Source organism: Nocardia sp. NPDC056000 (genome assembly GCF_042269265.1).
GTDB lineage: Bacteria > Actinomycetota > Actinomycetes > Mycobacteriales > Mycobacteriaceae > Nocardia.
The window spans coordinates 104,627-119,786 of the sequence record NZ_JBHJXS010000012.1 but is presented as its reverse complement, the minus strand read 5'-3'; the positions used below and the strand labels follow the sequence as shown (position 1 = coordinate 119,786).

At 66.9% G+C, this 15,160-nt stretch carries 15 protein-coding genes; 8 read left to right on the top strand and 7 right to left on the bottom strand.

Annotation, left to right across the window (positions count from 1 at the left end):
* On the bottom strand, positions 1–627 hold the full coding sequence (locus ACFC4D_RS32305; RefSeq protein WP_376068830.1) for a class F sortase: 627 nt from the start codon (positions 625–627) through the stop codon (positions 1–3).
* On the bottom strand, positions 624–1,553 hold the full coding sequence (locus tag ACFC4D_RS32300; RefSeq protein ID WP_376068828.1) for a hypothetical protein: 930 nt from the start codon (positions 1,551–1,553) through the stop codon (positions 624–626). Before ACFC4D_RS32300 ends, ACFC4D_RS32305 begins: the two co-directional genes overlap by 4 nt.
* Positions 1,554–1,885: 332 nt before the next feature.
* On the opposite strand from ACFC4D_RS32300, the gene ACFC4D_RS32295 reads away from it, so the two are divergent.
* Positions 1,886–2,110: a hypothetical protein gene (locus tag ACFC4D_RS32295; RefSeq protein ID WP_364631935.1), complete on the top strand. Its 225-nt coding sequence runs from the start codon at positions 1,886–1,888 to the stop codon at positions 2,108–2,110.
* A gap of 52 nt (positions 2,111–2,162) precedes the next feature.
* Here the strand turns inward: ACFC4D_RS32295 and ACFC4D_RS32290 are convergent, their stop codons facing one another.
* Both ACFC4D_RS32290 and ACFC4D_RS32285 read right to left on the bottom strand, forming a co-directional pair.
* Positions 2,163–3,041 (bottom strand): DMT family transporter, encoded by an 879-nt coding sequence (locus tag ACFC4D_RS32290; RefSeq protein WP_376068826.1) that lies wholly within the window; start codon positions 3,039–3,041, stop codon positions 2,163–2,165.
* 228 nt (positions 3,042–3,269) lie between these two features.
* The gene (locus tag ACFC4D_RS32285; RefSeq protein ID WP_376068824.1) at positions 3,270–4,172 is read right to left on the bottom strand and encodes a LysR family transcriptional regulator; all 903 of its coding nucleotides are present in this window, start codon (positions 4,170–4,172) and stop codon (positions 3,270–3,272) included.
* Positions 4,173–4,223: 51 nt separating this feature from the next.
* Between ACFC4D_RS32285 and ACFC4D_RS32280 the strand changes: the two genes are divergently transcribed.
* The 6 genes from ACFC4D_RS32280 to ACFC4D_RS32255 all read left to right on the top strand — a co-directional run bounded on the left by ACFC4D_RS32280 (position 4,224) and on the right by ACFC4D_RS32255 (position 11,922).
* Positions 4,224–5,330 carry an ABC transporter substrate-binding protein gene (locus tag ACFC4D_RS32280; RefSeq protein WP_376068822.1) on the top strand — a complete coding sequence of 369 codons (1,107 nt, stop codon included), beginning with the start codon at positions 4,224–4,226 and terminating at the stop codon, positions 5,328–5,330.
* Positions 5,327–7,624 carry a hypothetical protein gene (locus ACFC4D_RS32275; protein ID WP_376068820.1) on the top strand — a complete coding sequence of 766 codons (2,298 nt, stop codon included), beginning with the start codon at positions 5,327–5,329 and terminating at the stop codon, positions 7,622–7,624. The genes ACFC4D_RS32280 and ACFC4D_RS32275 overlap by 4 nt, the downstream gene beginning before the upstream one ends.
* 29 nt (positions 7,625–7,653) lie before the next feature.
* Positions 7,654–8,391 (top strand): ABC transporter ATP-binding protein, encoded by a 738-nt coding sequence (locus ACFC4D_RS32270; RefSeq protein ID WP_376069123.1) that lies wholly within the window; start codon positions 7,654–7,656, stop codon positions 8,389–8,391.
* Positions 8,378–9,223: an ABC transporter permease gene (locus ACFC4D_RS32265; protein ID WP_376068818.1), complete on the top strand. Its 846-nt coding sequence runs from the start codon at positions 8,378–8,380 to the stop codon at positions 9,221–9,223. The genes ACFC4D_RS32270 and ACFC4D_RS32265 overlap by 14 nt, the downstream gene beginning before the upstream one ends.
* A 122-nt stretch (positions 9,224–9,345) precedes the next feature.
* Positions 9,346–10,542 (top strand): LLM class flavin-dependent oxidoreductase, encoded by a 1,197-nt coding sequence (locus ACFC4D_RS32260; RefSeq protein ID WP_376068816.1) that lies wholly within the window; start codon positions 9,346–9,348, stop codon positions 10,540–10,542.
* A gap of 12 nt (positions 10,543–10,554) precedes the next feature.
* Positions 10,555–11,922, top strand: a complete 1,368-nt coding sequence (locus tag ACFC4D_RS32255) for an NtaA/DmoA family FMN-dependent monooxygenase (RefSeq protein WP_376068814.1) — start codon at positions 10,555–10,557, stop codon at positions 11,920–11,922.
* A 25-nt stretch (positions 11,923–11,947) separates the two neighbouring features.
* Here the strand turns inward: ACFC4D_RS32255 and ACFC4D_RS32250 are convergent, their stop codons facing one another.
* The 3 genes from ACFC4D_RS32250 to ACFC4D_RS32240 form a co-directional block, all read right to left on the bottom strand.
* Positions 11,948–12,268, bottom strand: a complete 321-nt coding sequence (locus tag ACFC4D_RS32250) for a metalloregulator ArsR/SmtB family transcription factor (protein WP_364631925.1) — start codon at positions 12,266–12,268, stop codon at positions 11,948–11,950.
* A gap of 28 nt (positions 12,269–12,296) precedes the next feature.
* Positions 12,297–12,668, bottom strand: a complete 372-nt coding sequence (locus ACFC4D_RS32245) for a hypothetical protein (protein ID WP_375953873.1) — start codon at positions 12,666–12,668, stop codon at positions 12,297–12,299.
* Positions 12,669–12,788: 120 nt separating this feature from the next.
* Positions 12,789–14,684, bottom strand: coding sequence for a serine/threonine-protein kinase (locus ACFC4D_RS32240; protein ID WP_376068812.1), 1,896 nt, complete (start codon positions 14,682–14,684; stop codon positions 12,789–12,791).
* A 165-nt stretch (positions 14,685–14,849) separates the two neighbouring features.
* Here ACFC4D_RS32240 and ACFC4D_RS32235 point away from each other — a divergent pair, with 165 nt between their 5' ends.
* A complete protein-coding gene (locus ACFC4D_RS32235; RefSeq protein WP_376068810.1) occupies positions 14,850–15,140 on the top strand; it encodes a hypothetical protein in 291 nt (96 codons plus the stop codon).
* The last annotated feature ends 20 nt before the right edge of the window (positions 15,141–15,160 follow it).

Below are 15,160 nucleotides of genomic sequence, written 5' to 3'. Positions count from 1 at the left end.
CTAGGTGACCGAATCGAGTGAGGAGAACACCACCACGTTGGACTGGTAACTCTTGGCGGATTGATCGAAATCGCCTCCGCAGGTGACCACTTGGAGGGTAGCCCCGCCGCGCGGACCATAAACCAGCTGGTCCGGAAACTCGGATTTAAGATACATGCGCACATCGGTGACCTTGAAATGCGCGGTCTTACCGTCCGCGCGCTTCACATCGATCATGTCGCCCGCTTTGACCTTCTTGAGAGAGAAGAAGACTCCTTCGCCCTTATAGGAGTCGACATGGCCGAGGATCACCGCCGAACCTTGCTCACCGGGCGCGGGACCCTGCTGATACCAGCCCGCCTGCTGATAGTCCGCGGGCACCTGCACCGTGCCATCGGCGTTGAGCCCCAACGAGATCAGCGAACCCGATGCCTTGATCGAGGGGATATCGAACGAGACCGGCGTGGACCGGGTGACCGATGCCGCCGTCTGCACTTTGGCGGGCGTGGCGGCGGTCGTGGTCGAGGCCGCGGTAGTCTCGGTTGATCCGCACCCGGTGATCAGTGCGGCGATAACCGCAAGCGCGGCGATCAGGGCGGCGAGTGGAGTCCGCCGAATCCTCGCCGCGCCCTTGATATTTCGGCTCATCGCGCGCTCACGACGCACGCCATACCGCCCGCTCCGGTCTCCGGTGCGCCCTTGGGGATGACATATCCGCCCGCCGGAGTCTTATCGGTGACGGCCGTGCCGCCGGGGATACCGGTGGTCGCGCCGACCGGAATCGCCATGCCGTACACCGTGTCCGGTCCCGCGGCCGCCGCGCCGACGGCGATCAGATCGATGCCGCCGAGTCCGCCGGTCTGCACACCGCCGCCCGCGTTCCCGCCGACCTGCACACCCCCACCGGTCTGCACACCACCACCGGCAGTGCCACCGACCTGAACTCCGCCACCGGTTTGGACGCCACCGCCAGCGGTGCCACCGATCTGCACACCGCCTCCGGTCTGCACGCCACCGTTGCCGGTGCCGCCGACCTGCACACCACCGCCGGTCTGGACACCACCGTTGGCGTCACCGCCGACCTGAACGCCGCCACCGGTCTGCACACCACCATTGGCGTCACCGCCGACCTGAACGCCACCGCCGGTCTGCACACCACCGTTGGCATCACCGCCGCCTTGGACGCCGCCATTGGCATCGCCGCCGACCTGCACACCGCCGCCGCTCTGCACGCCACCACCGGCATTTCCACCGGCTTGGACGCCGCCGCCCGCCTGGGCACCGCCACCGGCCTGCACCCCTCCCCCGGCGTTCGCACCGACGCTAGGCGCAATGGTGACGCCGAGACCGCCGCCACCGGCCTGTACGTCGACCCCGAGGCCGAGACCCGCATTCGCCCCCGGACCGTTCCCGCCGGGGTTCGCCCCGACGTTGCCACCGCCATTGAGATCGACACCCAACCCGAGGCCCGGGGCGGGCGGAGTCGTCGTGGGAGGTTCCGCGCCGACCGACGGTGCGCAAAGCGCGACTGCTGCTACGGCGGCCGCCACCACCGTGAATGTCCTTGCCGACATTATGAATTCACTTCCAGACGTTGTATCCCGATGCCCTTCCTTCGGACCTTTCGGTCTGTCCGTTACCCCGATCACCCGCGAATTTGCGAAGCTCGGGCAATACGGGAGCAAATAAAACCGGACGTCCGTTCAAGTCCCCGAGGTGAGCGACCTGTTTTCGCCAGAAAGGTTGACACCGCGGACCCATCGGCAGCAGGCTGGATCCGGTTGTCGGCGACCCTCGCAGACTTCGAAGGACGCTCGACAGCGCTCGGAGACTCGACGGATGCGGGTTCTCACCCGCACTCCCATCTCGTAGTTCGGACCTGAAACCTACCGACGCGGAGGTTGGAATGTCTGACCGCAAAGGCCGAAAACCCGGCCAGATGGCGAACAAGGTCAAGCAGGACATGAAGGACCAGGGCCAGCGCATGGCCGACGGCATGGACCGCATGGCCGATGATGCCAAGCGCGATATGGACCGGCTGGGCGACGGCATGAAGCGTGAAGCCCAGCAGGCGCGCTCGGGGATCAAGGATATGAACGAGGAGATGAAGGAGAGGCTGCAGCACCACTAGCCGTGCGCAGTCCGAACGGCCGGTCCATCCTCCTCCCGATGGACCGGCCGTCTCAGGTCAGGACCATGACCGCGATACCCGCGGCGACGACGCAGGTGGCCAGGATTCGGGGCTTGCCGAAGCCCTCCTTGAACCAGACCGCGCCGATCACCGCCGCGATGATGATGCTCGATTCCCGCATCGCCGCGATCGAGGCCAGCGCACCGCGGGTTTGCGCCCACAGCACCAGTCCGTAGGCCGCGACGCTGAGCGCACCGCCGAGCAGGCCGATATGCCATACCGGCCGCACGCGCGGCCACAGCTTCGGTCCGATCCAGGCGAAGACCAGCACCGGCATCGTGACCTCACCGAGCAGCATGAGCCAGGCGATATAGCCGAGTGTGCTGTGCGACAACCGGATTCCGGTGCCGTCCACGACCGTGTACGCGGCGATCACCAGACCGGTGGTGACGGCCGCGCCGATCGCGGCCGGGCGGCTCGGATTATCGCGGCGGCCCCAGAAGACCAGGAACCCGAGGCCCATCGAGATCAGCAGCACCCCGGCGAGCTGCCCGGGGCCGGGCGTCTCGCCCAGCGCGATGGCCGCGACCAGCGCCACCACCAGGGGCGCAGTACCGCGCGCCAAGGGATAGGTCTGGCTGAGATCGCCGAAACGATAGGACAGCATGAGCAGTCCGTTGTAGAGGATGTGCAGCACCGACGACGCCGCCAGATACGGCCAGCTGCGCGAATCAGGCGCTGCCGCAAAGAGAATCATGGGAATCGAACACAGCACACAGCCCAGTGGCACCAGCGTCAGCGCGGCGGCCTTATCGGGAATCCAGTGCGCGATGGCATTCCAGGCCGCGTGCAGGACCGCGGCCACCAGCACCGCAATGAGAACGGCGACCGGAACGCCGGCACTGGCGGGAACGGACGAAGCGAAAACCATTGGCGGGACTCTCTACTCGGTACCACCTGAGTTTTCGGGTAGCACAATAGGAGTCCTCCAGGCTTTTATCCCTTCAGATGTCGGCGGCCGGCAGGTTGCCGTCCACCGAGGCGTAGCTCGGTCCAGTCCACCCACACCTGATTGTGTTGTCGTTCAGGCGGTGTGCGCGCGGAACCCTATACGCTGTCACCGCCGACCCTAGCGGTAACCGGGCGTTCGCGCGAATCGCTATTTCCCGGCGGCCGTCGGCATATCGGTGACGAATTCCAGAAAGCGCCGTGCCGCAGGCGAACTCGGACCATCGTGCCGGTGCACCACCGCCACGGTGCGGCGCAGGTCCGCACCGGTGATCTCCAGAATTCGCGGGCCGTCCGGTCGCCGCACGGCCGCCACCGCGATCGAGCGCGGCAGCACCGCGACGCCGAGACCGAGCGCGGCGAATCGGATCATTTCCTCGACCCGCACGACCTCGAACGCGACATGCCGGTCGATACCCGCCCCGGCGAAGCATTGATCGACCTGTTCGCGCAGGCCGTAGCCCGGCGGGAAGTCGATGAAACGCGTGTGGGCCAGCGCCCGCGCGGTCACCGGACCCGCGAGCGGATGGTCCACCGTGATCAGGCCGACCAGATCCTCGGTGAGCAGTTCCCGCGCGATCAGCTTGGCGGGCAACGGTTTCGGCGGTAGACCGAGAATGGCGAGATCGAGTTCGGCGGTGTGGATCTGTTCGACCATCCGATCGCTGCCGCCGCTGCGCAGCGCCACCTCGATGCCCGGATAGCGGGCGTGGAAATTGCAGAGCAGTACCGCCATATCCAGGGTGAGCGGCGGGCATTCCATCATGCCGACCGCGATATGCCCGCTGATCAGCCCGCGCAGTCCGGCGGCCTCGGTGGCGACCAGATCGATTCCGGCCAGCGCCCGCTCGGCCAGCGGGAGCAGATGTTCGCCTTCGCGGGTGAGCCGGACCGAGCGCGTGGTGCGATCGAACAGTTTGACGTCGAGCTCATCCTCCAGCTTGCGGATCTGCTGACTCAGCGCCGACTGCACGACGAACTCGCTGGCCGCGGCCGCGCTGAAACTGCGGGTGCGCGCGATGGCCAGGAAATACCGCAGCTGTCTGAGCTCCACCCGATTATTCAATCACAGTGATAACTCCTAGCGTTTCTATGTCTTTGACGCATGAATCGGGCCGTGGAAATCTCGGTGCTCCACAGCAGCACAGTCCGCCGCGATCGCGGCGTCGAGGAAAGCAGTATCGAATTGTTCCGCCCCGCTTCACGTTTCGCGGTCCTCGCGGTGGTCCTCGCGGCCACGCTGGCCGGTTGCACCACCGATTCCGAGGATGCGGGGCCGGTCACGCTCCGGCTCGGCTACTTCCCGAACCTCACCCATGCCACCGCGATCCTCGGAGTCGAGGACGGCACCTTCCAGCAGGCGCTGGGGAGTTCGGCGACCCTGGAGGCGGCGCGATTCACCTCGGGCCCGCCCGCCGTCACCGCGATCCTGTCCGATGCGGTGGACGCGGTATTCATCGGAGCCACGCCCGCGGTCAACGCCTTCCTCAAGACCAAGGGCAATGTCGCCATCATCGCCGGGGCCACCTCGGGCGGCGCGCAATTGGTGGTGCGCCCGGGCATCGAGACCGTGGCGGATCTGAAGGGCAAGTCCATCGCCGATCCCGCGCTCGGCGGCGCTCCCGATATCGCACTGCGGTACTGGTTGCGGCAGAACGGTTTTCAGACGGGTACGGCCGGTGACGGGGATGTGCATATCGTCCCGCAGGACAATGCGCAGACCGCGGCCGCCTATGCCGCCGGGGCGATCGACGGCGCGTGGGTGCCGCAGCCGTACGCGGCGCTGCTGGTGAGCAAGGGCGCGCATGTGCTGGTCAATGAGCGGACGCTGTGGCCGGACGGGAAGTTCAATACGACGAATTTGCTGGTCAGGTCGGCGTTCATGAAGGCGCACCCGGATGCGGTCGCGGCGCTGCTGCGCGGCCTGGTCAAGGAGACCGCGGCGGTGAACGCCGATCCCGAACAGGCGAGCCGTCGTGCCAATGACGCCATCGCCAAGATCAACGGCGCTCGGCTGGGCGCGGCGGATCTGGCCGCGGCCTGGTCCGATATGACGTTCACCGTCGATCCACTGCTGGGCACGGTCAAGGAGTACGCGCGGCGCGGAGCCGAGGTGGGCGTACTGGCCAGCGGTGACCTCGCGGGGCTCGCGGACCTGGGTCCGCTCAATACGGCGCTTCGGGCCGAAGGCAAGTCGGCGGTGGCCGAATGATCACCCCGCGCGCACAGTCCGGAGCCCGGTATCACGACTGCGGTGATGCCGCCGTCAGCCGGAAGGTCACCGAAGCCATTGCGGCACTGCCGTTTCTGGGCACCCTGCAGACCTCGACCGAGACTCTCGTCGCGGGCGAGGTCACCGAACTCGTCCTGCGGTACACCGTTGGCAGCTCCGGCATCGCGGACAGCGGATGGCTCAAGCTCTGCTTCAAGTACTACTCGGACTGGGATCTGCAAACCACCGAGCCGGGTGAAAGAGATTACGCCACAGCCGAACTCACTCACCGCAGCGATATCGGCGGTGCGGCCGGGGACAGCCTGGCCACGGTGCGCCGACTGCACACCCGCTATGACGTGAAAGGCGGTGAGCGGCCGTATCAGAAGGCGCTGCTCATTCACCTGGAGGACGGTTTCGTGCGGCCGGGCGATGAGATCGTCATCCGGCTCGGCGATCGGCGCTTCGGCGGGCCGGGCACCCGGGTGCAGACCTTCGTCGAGGACGGGTTCACCTTCCGGCTGTACGCCGATGTGCTGGGCACCTCCCGGATGGGGCATGTCGAAGATCTGCGCGTGGATATCGCGGCCGGGCCGCCGGAGCGGCTGATCGTCGCCGGTCCCCGGCTGGTGCGCGCCGGTGCCCCCGCGCCGCTGCGGGTGCATCTCGAGGACGTCTGGGGAAACGTCAGCAAGGACGCCCCGGCTCGCATCGAAGCGCAAGCCGGGGATTGGTCCGCCTCGATATCGCTTCCCGAGAATGGCTGGGCCGCCGCGACTCTCGAACTTCCCCCGGTCACGGTCGGCGCATACGATCTCGCCGTAACCGCGACACTTCCCGGCGGACAGCGGTTCACCGAAACCGACACGGTTGACGTGGTGGCCGAATTTCCGGGTGAGCGCGCCTATTTCGCCGATCTGCACGTGCACTCCGATGACACCGTCGGCACCCAGGACAGCGCCTACAACTTCGCCTACGGCCGCGAGATCGGCGGACTGGACGTACTCGGCTACACCGCCAATGACTTTCAGGTCACCGATCACGCGTGGCGCGAGGTGGTGGCCCTGTGCCGCGAGGTCAGCGCCGACGGCAGCTTCGTATGCCTGCCCGGGGTCGAATGGTGTGGCAATTCGGCGGTGGGCGGCGATCACAATGTCATCTATCTGGGCGAGGACACGACGCTGGCCAGATCCCTGGAATGGCACGATTCGATGACCAGTCGCGCGCCCACACCGGAGCACTGGCCCATCACCGAACTCTACGACGCCTATGCCGCACGGCCACAGGACTATCTGCTGATGCCGCACCTGGGTGGTCGCCGCGCGATTCTCGATTGGCATCACCCCGAATTGGAACGGCTCATCGAAGTGCATTCGGCCTGGGGCACGGGCTCCTGGTTCCTGCGCGATGCGATGCGCCGGGGGCTGCGGGTCGGCGTCAGCGCCAACAGCGATGAGCATCGCGGCCGTCCGGGCGGTGGGGCTCCGGGAGCCAATATCTTCGGCGGGCGCGGCGGACTCACCGGCGTACTGGCTCCCGAATTGACCCGGGCCGCGGTCGGTACGACATTGCGGGCACGCCGAACCTGGGCGACGACCGGGGCGCGCGCGGTGGCACTGCTGCGTTCGGGTGAGCAGTGGATGGGCGATGAGCGGGTACGCACGGATGACGAGATCACCGTGTCGTATGCCCTCTACGCCGAAGGCGCGTGGGAACAGCTGACGATCTTCGATACCGAAGGTCCACTGCGACACCGTGATCTGCACGCCGAGACCGGGTACGCACCGGATCTGGTCCGAATCCGGTGGGGTGGCGCGCGCCATCGCGACCGGTACCGCTGGGCGTCCTGGCGGGGACGGGTCCTGGTCGACGGGGCACGCGTGCGGGACGCGCAGCCGTGGGCGAATGTGCATCCGGAAGAGGTGCTCGCCGTCGAGGGCAACCGAATCGACTGGGCCGGAGCGACGTTCGGCGGTGACCACGGGACGGTGCTGCGACTCGACCGGGCGGAGGCCGCGGTGCTCGATATCGAGGCCACCATCGACGAGGATTCGCGCACCGAACGCTTCAGCGTGGCATGGGATGACCTCGCGAACGGTCCGGTGCGGCGCGAATTCGGTGGTGCGGGACTGCATCTCACCGTCGAACGGATCACCGCCGATCCCCTGCCCGGCGTGCTCACCGGGGAATTCGCCGTCCGGCTCCCGGCCGGGGACAGCGCACTGTATCTGCACGCCCGCCAGAGCGACGGGCACGATGTGTGGACCAGCCCGCTGTTCTTCACCGGTTCATGACCGCCGCGACGGTGCGTCTCGATGCGGCCGTGCGGGTCGAGAACGTCTCCAAGACATACGGTTCGGGGCGCATGGCGACTTCGGCGCTGGATCAGGTGTCGCTGACCGTGCGGCGCGGCGAGTTCGTCTGCCTGCTCGGGGCTTCCGGATGCGGGAAGAGCACCCTGCTGTCGATGATCGCCGGGCTCGACGCACCCACCTCGGGGACGATCGACACCGCTTCGGCGCGCGTCGGACTGGTGTTCCAGGATCCGGCGCTGTTCCCGTGGTTGACCGTGGCGGGCAATATCGGACTGGCGCTGCGGGCCGCCGGAATACCGAAAGCGGCTCGGGCGCGGCGCATCACCAAACTGCTTCGGATAGTCCGGCTCGAGGGATCGGGCGATCGACGACCGCATCAGCTCTCGGGTGGGATGCGGCAGCGCGCCGCCATCGCCCGCGCGCTGGCGCAGAACTCCGAAATCCTGCTGCTGGACGAACCGTTCGCGGCGCTGGACGCCATGACCAGGGACCTGCTGCACGACGAGCTCGAAAGAATCTGGCGTGAGCGGGAATTGAGCATGGTGTTCGTGACACACAATGTGCGCGAGGCGGTTCGGCTCGGTGACCGCGTGATCCTGCTGTCCAGTCGCCCCGGTCGCGTGATCGAGGAGTACGAGGTGCCGTTGACGCGGCCCCGGCGCATCGATTCACCGGAGGTGGCCGTGCTGGCGGCGCATATCACCGATCGACTGCGCTCGGAGGTGGGGCGATATGGACGCCGATAGTCAACTGCGGGCGCTCGACGCGCTGGAAACCCTGCCCGACAGGCGAATCGGGTTACTCAGTCGGATCTGGAGCGCGACCTGGCCCGCGCTCGCCGCCGCGGCGCTGGCCGTCGGGCTGTGGGAACTGGTCGTGCTCAGCGGGTGGAAGGATCCGTGGGTGCTGCCCGGACCCAGTGAGGTGCTCCCCCGGCTCTGGCGGGATCTGACCGATCCCGGATTCTGGGCGGGCCTCGGATTGACCATGCGCCGCGCGGCCGTCGGCTTCGCACTGTCCATCGGCACGGGAATCGTCTTGGCCGTCATCGCGATTCGGCCCCGGCCATTGCGGATAGCGGTCGGCTCACTCATCACCGGATTGCAGACGATGCCCGCGATCGCCTGGTTCCCGCTGGCGATCCTGCTGTTCAAGCTCAGTGAATCCGCGATCCTGTTCGTCATTGTGCTGGGTGCCGCGCCATCCATCGCGAACGGTCTGATCAGCGGAATCGACCACACGCCACCGGCTTTGCTGCGTGCCGGGCAGGTGCTCGGCCTGCGCGGCGTCTCCTGGTACGCGCACCTGCTGCTGCCCGCCGCGCTCCCGGCCTTCGTGACCGGCCTCAAACAGGGGTGGGCGTTCGCGTGGCGGGGCCTGATGGCGGGTGAGCTGCTGGTCATCATCGGCAATCATCCGTCACTGGGTGTGCGGCTGGATTTCGCACGGCAGACCAGTGATTCGGTGGAAATGCTCGCCACCATGATCGTGATCATGGCCATCGGCCTGCTGGTGGATCGCCTGTTCTCGGCGGCGGATCACACCCTGCGCTCCCGACGGGGGCTGATTGCCCGCTGAGTCCACGCCCGGCTATTTCCGCAGGATCAACCTGATCGCAACTGTTGGCCGGATGCGGGGCATCGACAAGGTTGGGGAGTACGTACGCCGATCGGCGGGCTGCGAGCGAGGACGGGAAACCTATGGCATCGACACCATTGCACCTGGGCGTGGCCCTGGACGGGGCGGGCTGGCATCCGGTGGCCTGGCGGGAACCGAACTCACGTCCTGCCGAACTGTTCGATGCCCGGTATTGGGCGGATCTCGCCGCCATCGCCGAGCGGGGGCTGTTGGATTTCGTGACCATCGAGGATGGTCTGGGGGCGCGGCACGCATCCGGAGACGACGGCGTGCACGCCCGGCTCGACGCCGAATTGATCGCCGCGCGGCTCGCGCCGGTGACCAGCCGCCTGGGGCTGATTCCGGTGGTGACGACCACGCATACCGAACCGTTTCACGTATCCAAGGCGCTCGCCACCCTGGACTTCACCTCGCGCGGGCGGGCCGGATGGCAGGTACGGGTATCCGGAACCGCTTCGGAGGCAGCGCTTTTCGGCAGGCGCACAGTGACCGACCTCAGCACCGCCGAACTTGCCGAGGCCGTGGCCACCGGCCGATTCCCGCATGCGGTGCACGAACTGTTCGATGAGGCGACCGATGCGGTCGAGGTGGTGCGCCGACTGTGGGACAGCTGGGAGGACGATGCCGAGATTCGCGATGTCGCCACCCGGCGTTTCATCGATCGCGACAAATTGCATTACGTCGATTTCCAGGGGAAGTACTTCAGCGTGCGGGGCCCGTCCATCACCCCGCGACCGCCGCAGGGGCAGCCCGTGGTGACGGCACTGGCGCACGCGCCGCTCATCTACGAATTCGCCGCTCGCGGTGCGGATCTGGTGTTCGTCACCCCGACGCGCGAGGACGGTCCCGCACCGATCGTGCACCAGGTCGCCGAGGCCGCCGAGCGGGTCGGGCGCGATGGCGAACCGCTGCGGGTGTATGCCGATCTGGTCGTATTCCTCGATAACGGCGACGGCACCGGGGCGGAGCGGCTGGCCCGTCTCAACGAGCTCGCCGGGCGCGAATTCGTCTCCGATGCAGCCGTTTTCGCCGGAAGCGCCGAGGATCTGGCGGATCTGCTCGCCGCCTGGCAGGACGCCGGGATCGACGGTGTGCGCCTGCGGCCCGGTGTCGCAGTCGACGATCTCACCACCATCGCCGATGTACTCGTGCCCGTACTGCAACAGCGCGGCGTGTTCCGCACCGGCTACGCCGAGACCACCCTGCGCGGGCTGCTCGGACTGCCCACCACCGTCCCCAATCGATACGCGAACGCCTGAGCGAGGCCATCCATGAGCACATCCCGTAAGCAGGTCATCCTCGGCGCATACCTCGGCGGCGTGAACCACAGCACCGCGTGGTGGCATCCCGAGGCCGGCAGCCAGATCGACTTCGACAGCTTCGAGCACACCGCGCGCACCGCCGAACGCGGCAAATTCGACTTCTTCTTCCTGGCCGAAGGACTCATCCTGCGCGAGCGCGCGGGGCAGATCTTCGATCAGGACATTATCGGCCGCCCGGACACCCTCACCGTGCTGGCCTCGCTCGCCGCGGTCACCGAGCACCTGGGGCTGGCGGGCACCATCAACACCACGTTCAACGAACCCTATGAATTGGCACGGCAATTCGCGAGCCTGGATCATCTGTCCGGTGGTCGCGCGGCGTGGAACGTCGTCACCTCCTTCGACGAGTTCACCGGGCAGAACTTCCGGCGCGGTGGCTATCTCGCGCCCGCCGATCGGTACGCCCGCGCCGAGGAGACGCTCAATGCCGTTCGCGCGCTGTGGGATTCGTGGCGCGAGGACGATCTGGCGGCGGATAGGGAATCCGGCCGATTCCTGGCTCGCGCCGAGGCCGGTGAATTCGCCTTCCACAGCGGTCAATTCGATATCGCCGGACGTTTCGACGTCCCGCGCAGCCCGCAGGGACGGCCGGTGATCCTGCAGGCCGGTGTCTCACCGCAGGGCCGGGCCTTCGCCGCCGCGAACGCCGACGCCATCTTCTCCCCCTACGGCAAGCTGCCGGAGGCGGCCGAGTTCTATCGCGATATCAAGGCGCGCGCGGTGGCGGCCGGGCGCTCGGCCGACGACATCAAGATCCTGCCGTCGGCGAGCTTCGTACTCGGTGACACCGAGGCCGAGGCGATCGAGAAGTATCACGCGATTCGCAATGAGCAGGTCACCGGGCAGACCGCGCTGATCCTGCTGGAGCAGATCTGGAATCGCGATCTGTCCGCCTACGATCCGGAGGGTCCGGTGCCCGCCATCGATCCGGATCCCGATGCGCCGCCGATCATTCAGGGCCGCGCGTTCGTGCACCAGGATCGCTTCGCGACCGCGCAGCGGCTGCGCGATGTCGCCGAGGCGAAGAAGCTGACGCTGCGCGAGGCCGTCATCGATCAGTTCGAACGCGGTCCGCTGGTCGGCACCCCGGCGCAGGTGGCGCAGCAGATCGACGATTTCGTGAGCAATGACGGCTCGGACGGGTTCATTCTCGGCTCAAATCTGGTGCCGTCGGGGCTGGACGAATTCGTCGATCGGGTGGTGCCGCTGCTACAGGATCGCGGCGCGCTGCGCACGGAGTACACCGGAAACACATTGCGCGACAACCTCGGTCTGCCGCCGGTGCGTTCGGCCACCGCCGTCGCGGCCGAGAGCTGACGTTCGGCCCGGGTGTGGTCGTGCGCTATCCCAGCGCCTCGACCTGGTCGGCGACCACACCGGTGAGGATCGCGCGCGCCACCGCGAGTAGCTCCGCCACCTTGGGCGAGGTGAGCTCGTAGGTAACCGAGAGCCCGGTCCGGCAAGCCCGCACCAAACCGGCGCGCCGCAGAATCGACAGCTGCTGGGAGAGATTCGCCGCTTCCACGTCGATCTCCTCCAGCAGCTCCGAGACCGCGTGCGCACGCACACTGAGCAATTCGAGAACGCGAATGCGCACGGGATGGCCCAGTGTTTTGAAGAACTCAGCCTTCATTTGATAGAGCGGCCGCTGCATCGATGGCATTACGTGGCCACCCTTTCCGCCAGGTGAATCAGATTTCGAGCTCTTCCTCGATGTCCTTCAGCCGATGCCTGGCCAGTGCCAGGTTGCCGCGCTGGCGGTCGAGGGCGACATAGAGAAACAGACCGCCGGCCCTGCGACCACGCGTCGGCCGGATGAGATGGTACTGGCTGCCGAGCGTGATGAGGACGTCTTCGATCTCTTCATTCAGCCCGAGTTGGTCAATCGTGCGAAGCTTCGCACGCACCAGTTCGGTATTGCCCGCCGCGGCGACTTCCAGGTCCAAATTCTTCGAACCGCCGAGGGTGCCGAGCGCCATACCGCTGCCGTAGTCGACGACGGCGGCACCGAGCGCACCATCCAGCAGCATCATGTCTTTGAGCGCAACTTCCATATTGGCCATGATCATTCCTTTCCCGCATCGCCAAAAGCCTTGGCGTGCCGAGACGCTACCTGCGGCGCGGATGAATCACAGTTGATTGCTGAAGAATTCCGCAAGGTATGCAATTCACTATTTCTGCAATCAGCGAGTTAGCACCGACACCGTACTGTCGCCCAGGTTGGCGACGTAGACGGTGTGCGTGGCGGGATCGACCGCCACACCCTGTGGGCCCTGGCCGACGCGAAGAGTGCTGGTGATCGTGCGCCTGCCGGTGTCGATCACCGACACGGTGAGTGCGGCATTGTTGGCGACGTAGGCGCTGCCGGTGCCGGGGTCCAGGGCCACCGCGATCGGCAGGTCCCCGGCGGGAATGGTGGCGGTGACCTTGCGGGAAGCGAGCTCGAGCACCGAGACGACATAGTTTTCGTGCGCACCGCCCACGACATAGGCCGCGTGCGATCCGGAGTCGACGGCGATGGCCAGCGCCCCACCGCTCACCGGAACGATCGCGAACACGGCCTGGGCCTCGGGATTGATCACCGACACGGTGCTGTCGCCATTGGCGACGTAGGCGGTGTGGGCACCGGTATCCACGGCCACGCCGTTCGGGTTCTTCCCGACCGGAATCGTGGCGGTGACCGTATGCGCGACCGTGTCGATCATCGAAACACTGTTGTCGCCAGGGCTTCCCATGATGCTGCCGCCGGTGACGTAGGCGGTGTGGATATCGGGATCCACGGCCACGCCGGTCGGGTTCCGCCCCACCGGGATGCTGGCGGTGACCGCGCGCGAGACGGTGTCTATGACCGAGACGGCGTTATCGCGGCCGTCGGTGACATAGACGGTGTGCGCCGCGGAATCTACGGCCACACCGTTCGGATACTTCCCGACGGGAATCGTCGCGGTGACGGTGCGAGTGACGAGGTCGAGCACCGAGACGGTGTTCGCCGCGCCGTTGGTGACGTAGGCGGTGTGCGCGGCGGGGTCGACGGCGATCGCGTTGGGGCTCTGCCCGACGGCGATGGTCACGACTGCGGGTGCACCGCCGGTTGACGAGTCATCCCAGCCGCGAACGGCCGCCGTGGTTCCCAGAATCGCCACGGCCACAACGGCTCCCGCTATCGTCCGACGCCGGTGCCTTCGGAGGTAGCCGCGGAGCGAGGGACCCGCGGTACGGGGAGGACGGACGGTAATCGGGACCGAGTTGGGTGGCGAGGTGCGGAGGCACCGTCCGGCGGCACGGGCGAACTCTTCGCAGGTGGCGTATCGGTCAGCGGGATTCTTGGCCAGTGCCCGGGTGAGCACCGCGTCCAATGCTGTTGGGAGCAGCGGGTTTCGGCGGCTCACGGCAGGGATCGGGGCTTGCAGGTGTGCCGCGATCAGCTGGTGCAGGTCGGCGCCGCGGTACGGGACGGAGCCGGTCACCATCTGAAAGAAGGTGCAGCCCAGCGAATACACGTCCGCGCGGCCGTCGACCGTCGCGTCCAGCAGTAACCGCTCGGGGGCGACGTACTGGAAGCTCGCGGGTACCTGGCTCACGCTCGTAAGTTGCATGCTCTCGTCGAGCGTCTTCGCGATGCCGAAATCGGTTATCAGCACGCGGGTTTCGGTCAGCAGGATGTTCGCGGGCTTGATGTCGCGGTGCACGATGCCCCGGCCGTGCGCATAGTCCAGTGCGTCGGCGACTTCGGCGAGGATGCGCACGGCGGTGGGCAGTGGAATCGGCCCGCGGGCGAGCACACCGGCCAGATCACCGCCCTCGACGAAGGTCATGGCGATCCACAACCGCCCGGCCGTCTCCCCGCGCGCGTGCACGGTGACGATATTCGGATGATCGAGGCGGGCCATCGCCTCCGCCTCGCGCAGGAAGCGGCGCGCCAGCTCCGCATCCCCGTTCCCCTTGAGGATCTTCAATGCCACGAATCGCGGTAGGTCACGGTCGCGGGCCAGGTATACCTCGCCCATCCCGCCCGCGCCAAGGGGTCGTTCGATGCGGTATCCCGCGAAGGACTCGCCGGCACCGAGTGTGCTGCCCACCGGCATGTCCTTCCCGCGATTGCGCCTGCGGCTCACGATGTTACGCGCGACACGTCGAATCGACAGTGGTCATGCCCCAGCTTCTCGGGGCGCGGGAAGTCATCTGAAATGGAGTTATTTCGAATAGGCTCCGGCCGTAGTCATCACTTTCCGGAGGTTTCACCAATGTCAGCATCGCTCGGCCGCACTCGAATCCGCGCCATCGTCGCCGCGCTCGCGATCGCCGGAACCGTCACCACCGCCGCCACCGCGCAAGCCGCGCCGTCGGCCGAAACCCCTGTCGCCGCGCCGAATTCGGGGTCGAGCGCGTTCGGCATCGACTGGGACTCGGGGATGATCACCGCTTCTGCGGCGGCCCCGTTCGCCATCACGGCGGTGATCGCCTGCTTGATCGGGCTGAATACCGGCAGCGTGAAGCAGGTCCCGGGCAATGACAACCCCTGCCTGCCCATCTGACCTCGGTGTACCGGCGGGTA

Excerpts from the sequence above, each read along its gene's own strand:
- ACFC4D_RS32305 (WP_376068830.1), bottom strand. The coding sequence starts at position 627 with ATGAGCCGAAATATCAAGGGCGCGGCGAGGATTCGGCGGACTCCACTC.
- ACFC4D_RS32300 (WP_376068828.1), bottom strand. The coding sequence starts at position 1,553 with ATGTCGGCAAGGACATTCACGGTGGTGGCGGCCGCCGTAGCAGCAGTC.
- ACFC4D_RS32295 (WP_364631935.1), top strand. The coding sequence starts at position 1,886 with ATGTCTGACCGCAAAGGCCGAAAACCCGGCCAGATGGCGAACAAGGTC.
- ACFC4D_RS32290 (WP_376068826.1), bottom strand. The coding sequence starts at position 3,041 with ATGGTTTTCGCTTCGTCCGTTCCCGCCAGTGCCGGCGTTCCGGTCGCC.
- ACFC4D_RS32280 (WP_376068822.1), top strand. The coding sequence starts at position 4,224 with ATGAATCGGGCCGTGGAAATCTCGGTGCTCCACAGCAGCACAGTCCGC.
- ACFC4D_RS32275 (WP_376068820.1), top strand. The coding sequence starts at position 5,327 with ATGATCACCCCGCGCGCACAGTCCGGAGCCCGGTATCACGACTGCGGT.
- ACFC4D_RS32265 (WP_376068818.1), top strand. The coding sequence starts at position 8,378 with ATGGACGCCGATAGTCAACTGCGGGCGCTCGACGCGCTGGAAACCCTG.
- ACFC4D_RS32260 (WP_376068816.1), top strand. The coding sequence starts at position 9,346 with ATGGCATCGACACCATTGCACCTGGGCGTGGCCCTGGACGGGGCGGGC.
- ACFC4D_RS32255 (WP_376068814.1), top strand. The coding sequence starts at position 10,555 with ATGAGCACATCCCGTAAGCAGGTCATCCTCGGCGCATACCTCGGCGGC.
- ACFC4D_RS32250 (WP_364631925.1), bottom strand. The coding sequence starts at position 12,268 with ATGCCATCGATGCAGCGGCCGCTCTATCAAATGAAGGCTGAGTTCTTC.
- ACFC4D_RS32245 (WP_375953873.1), bottom strand. The coding sequence starts at position 12,668 with ATGGCCAATATGGAAGTTGCGCTCAAAGACATGATGCTGCTGGATGGT.
- ACFC4D_RS32235 (WP_376068810.1), top strand. The coding sequence starts at position 14,850 with ATGTCAGCATCGCTCGGCCGCACTCGAATCCGCGCCATCGTCGCCGCG.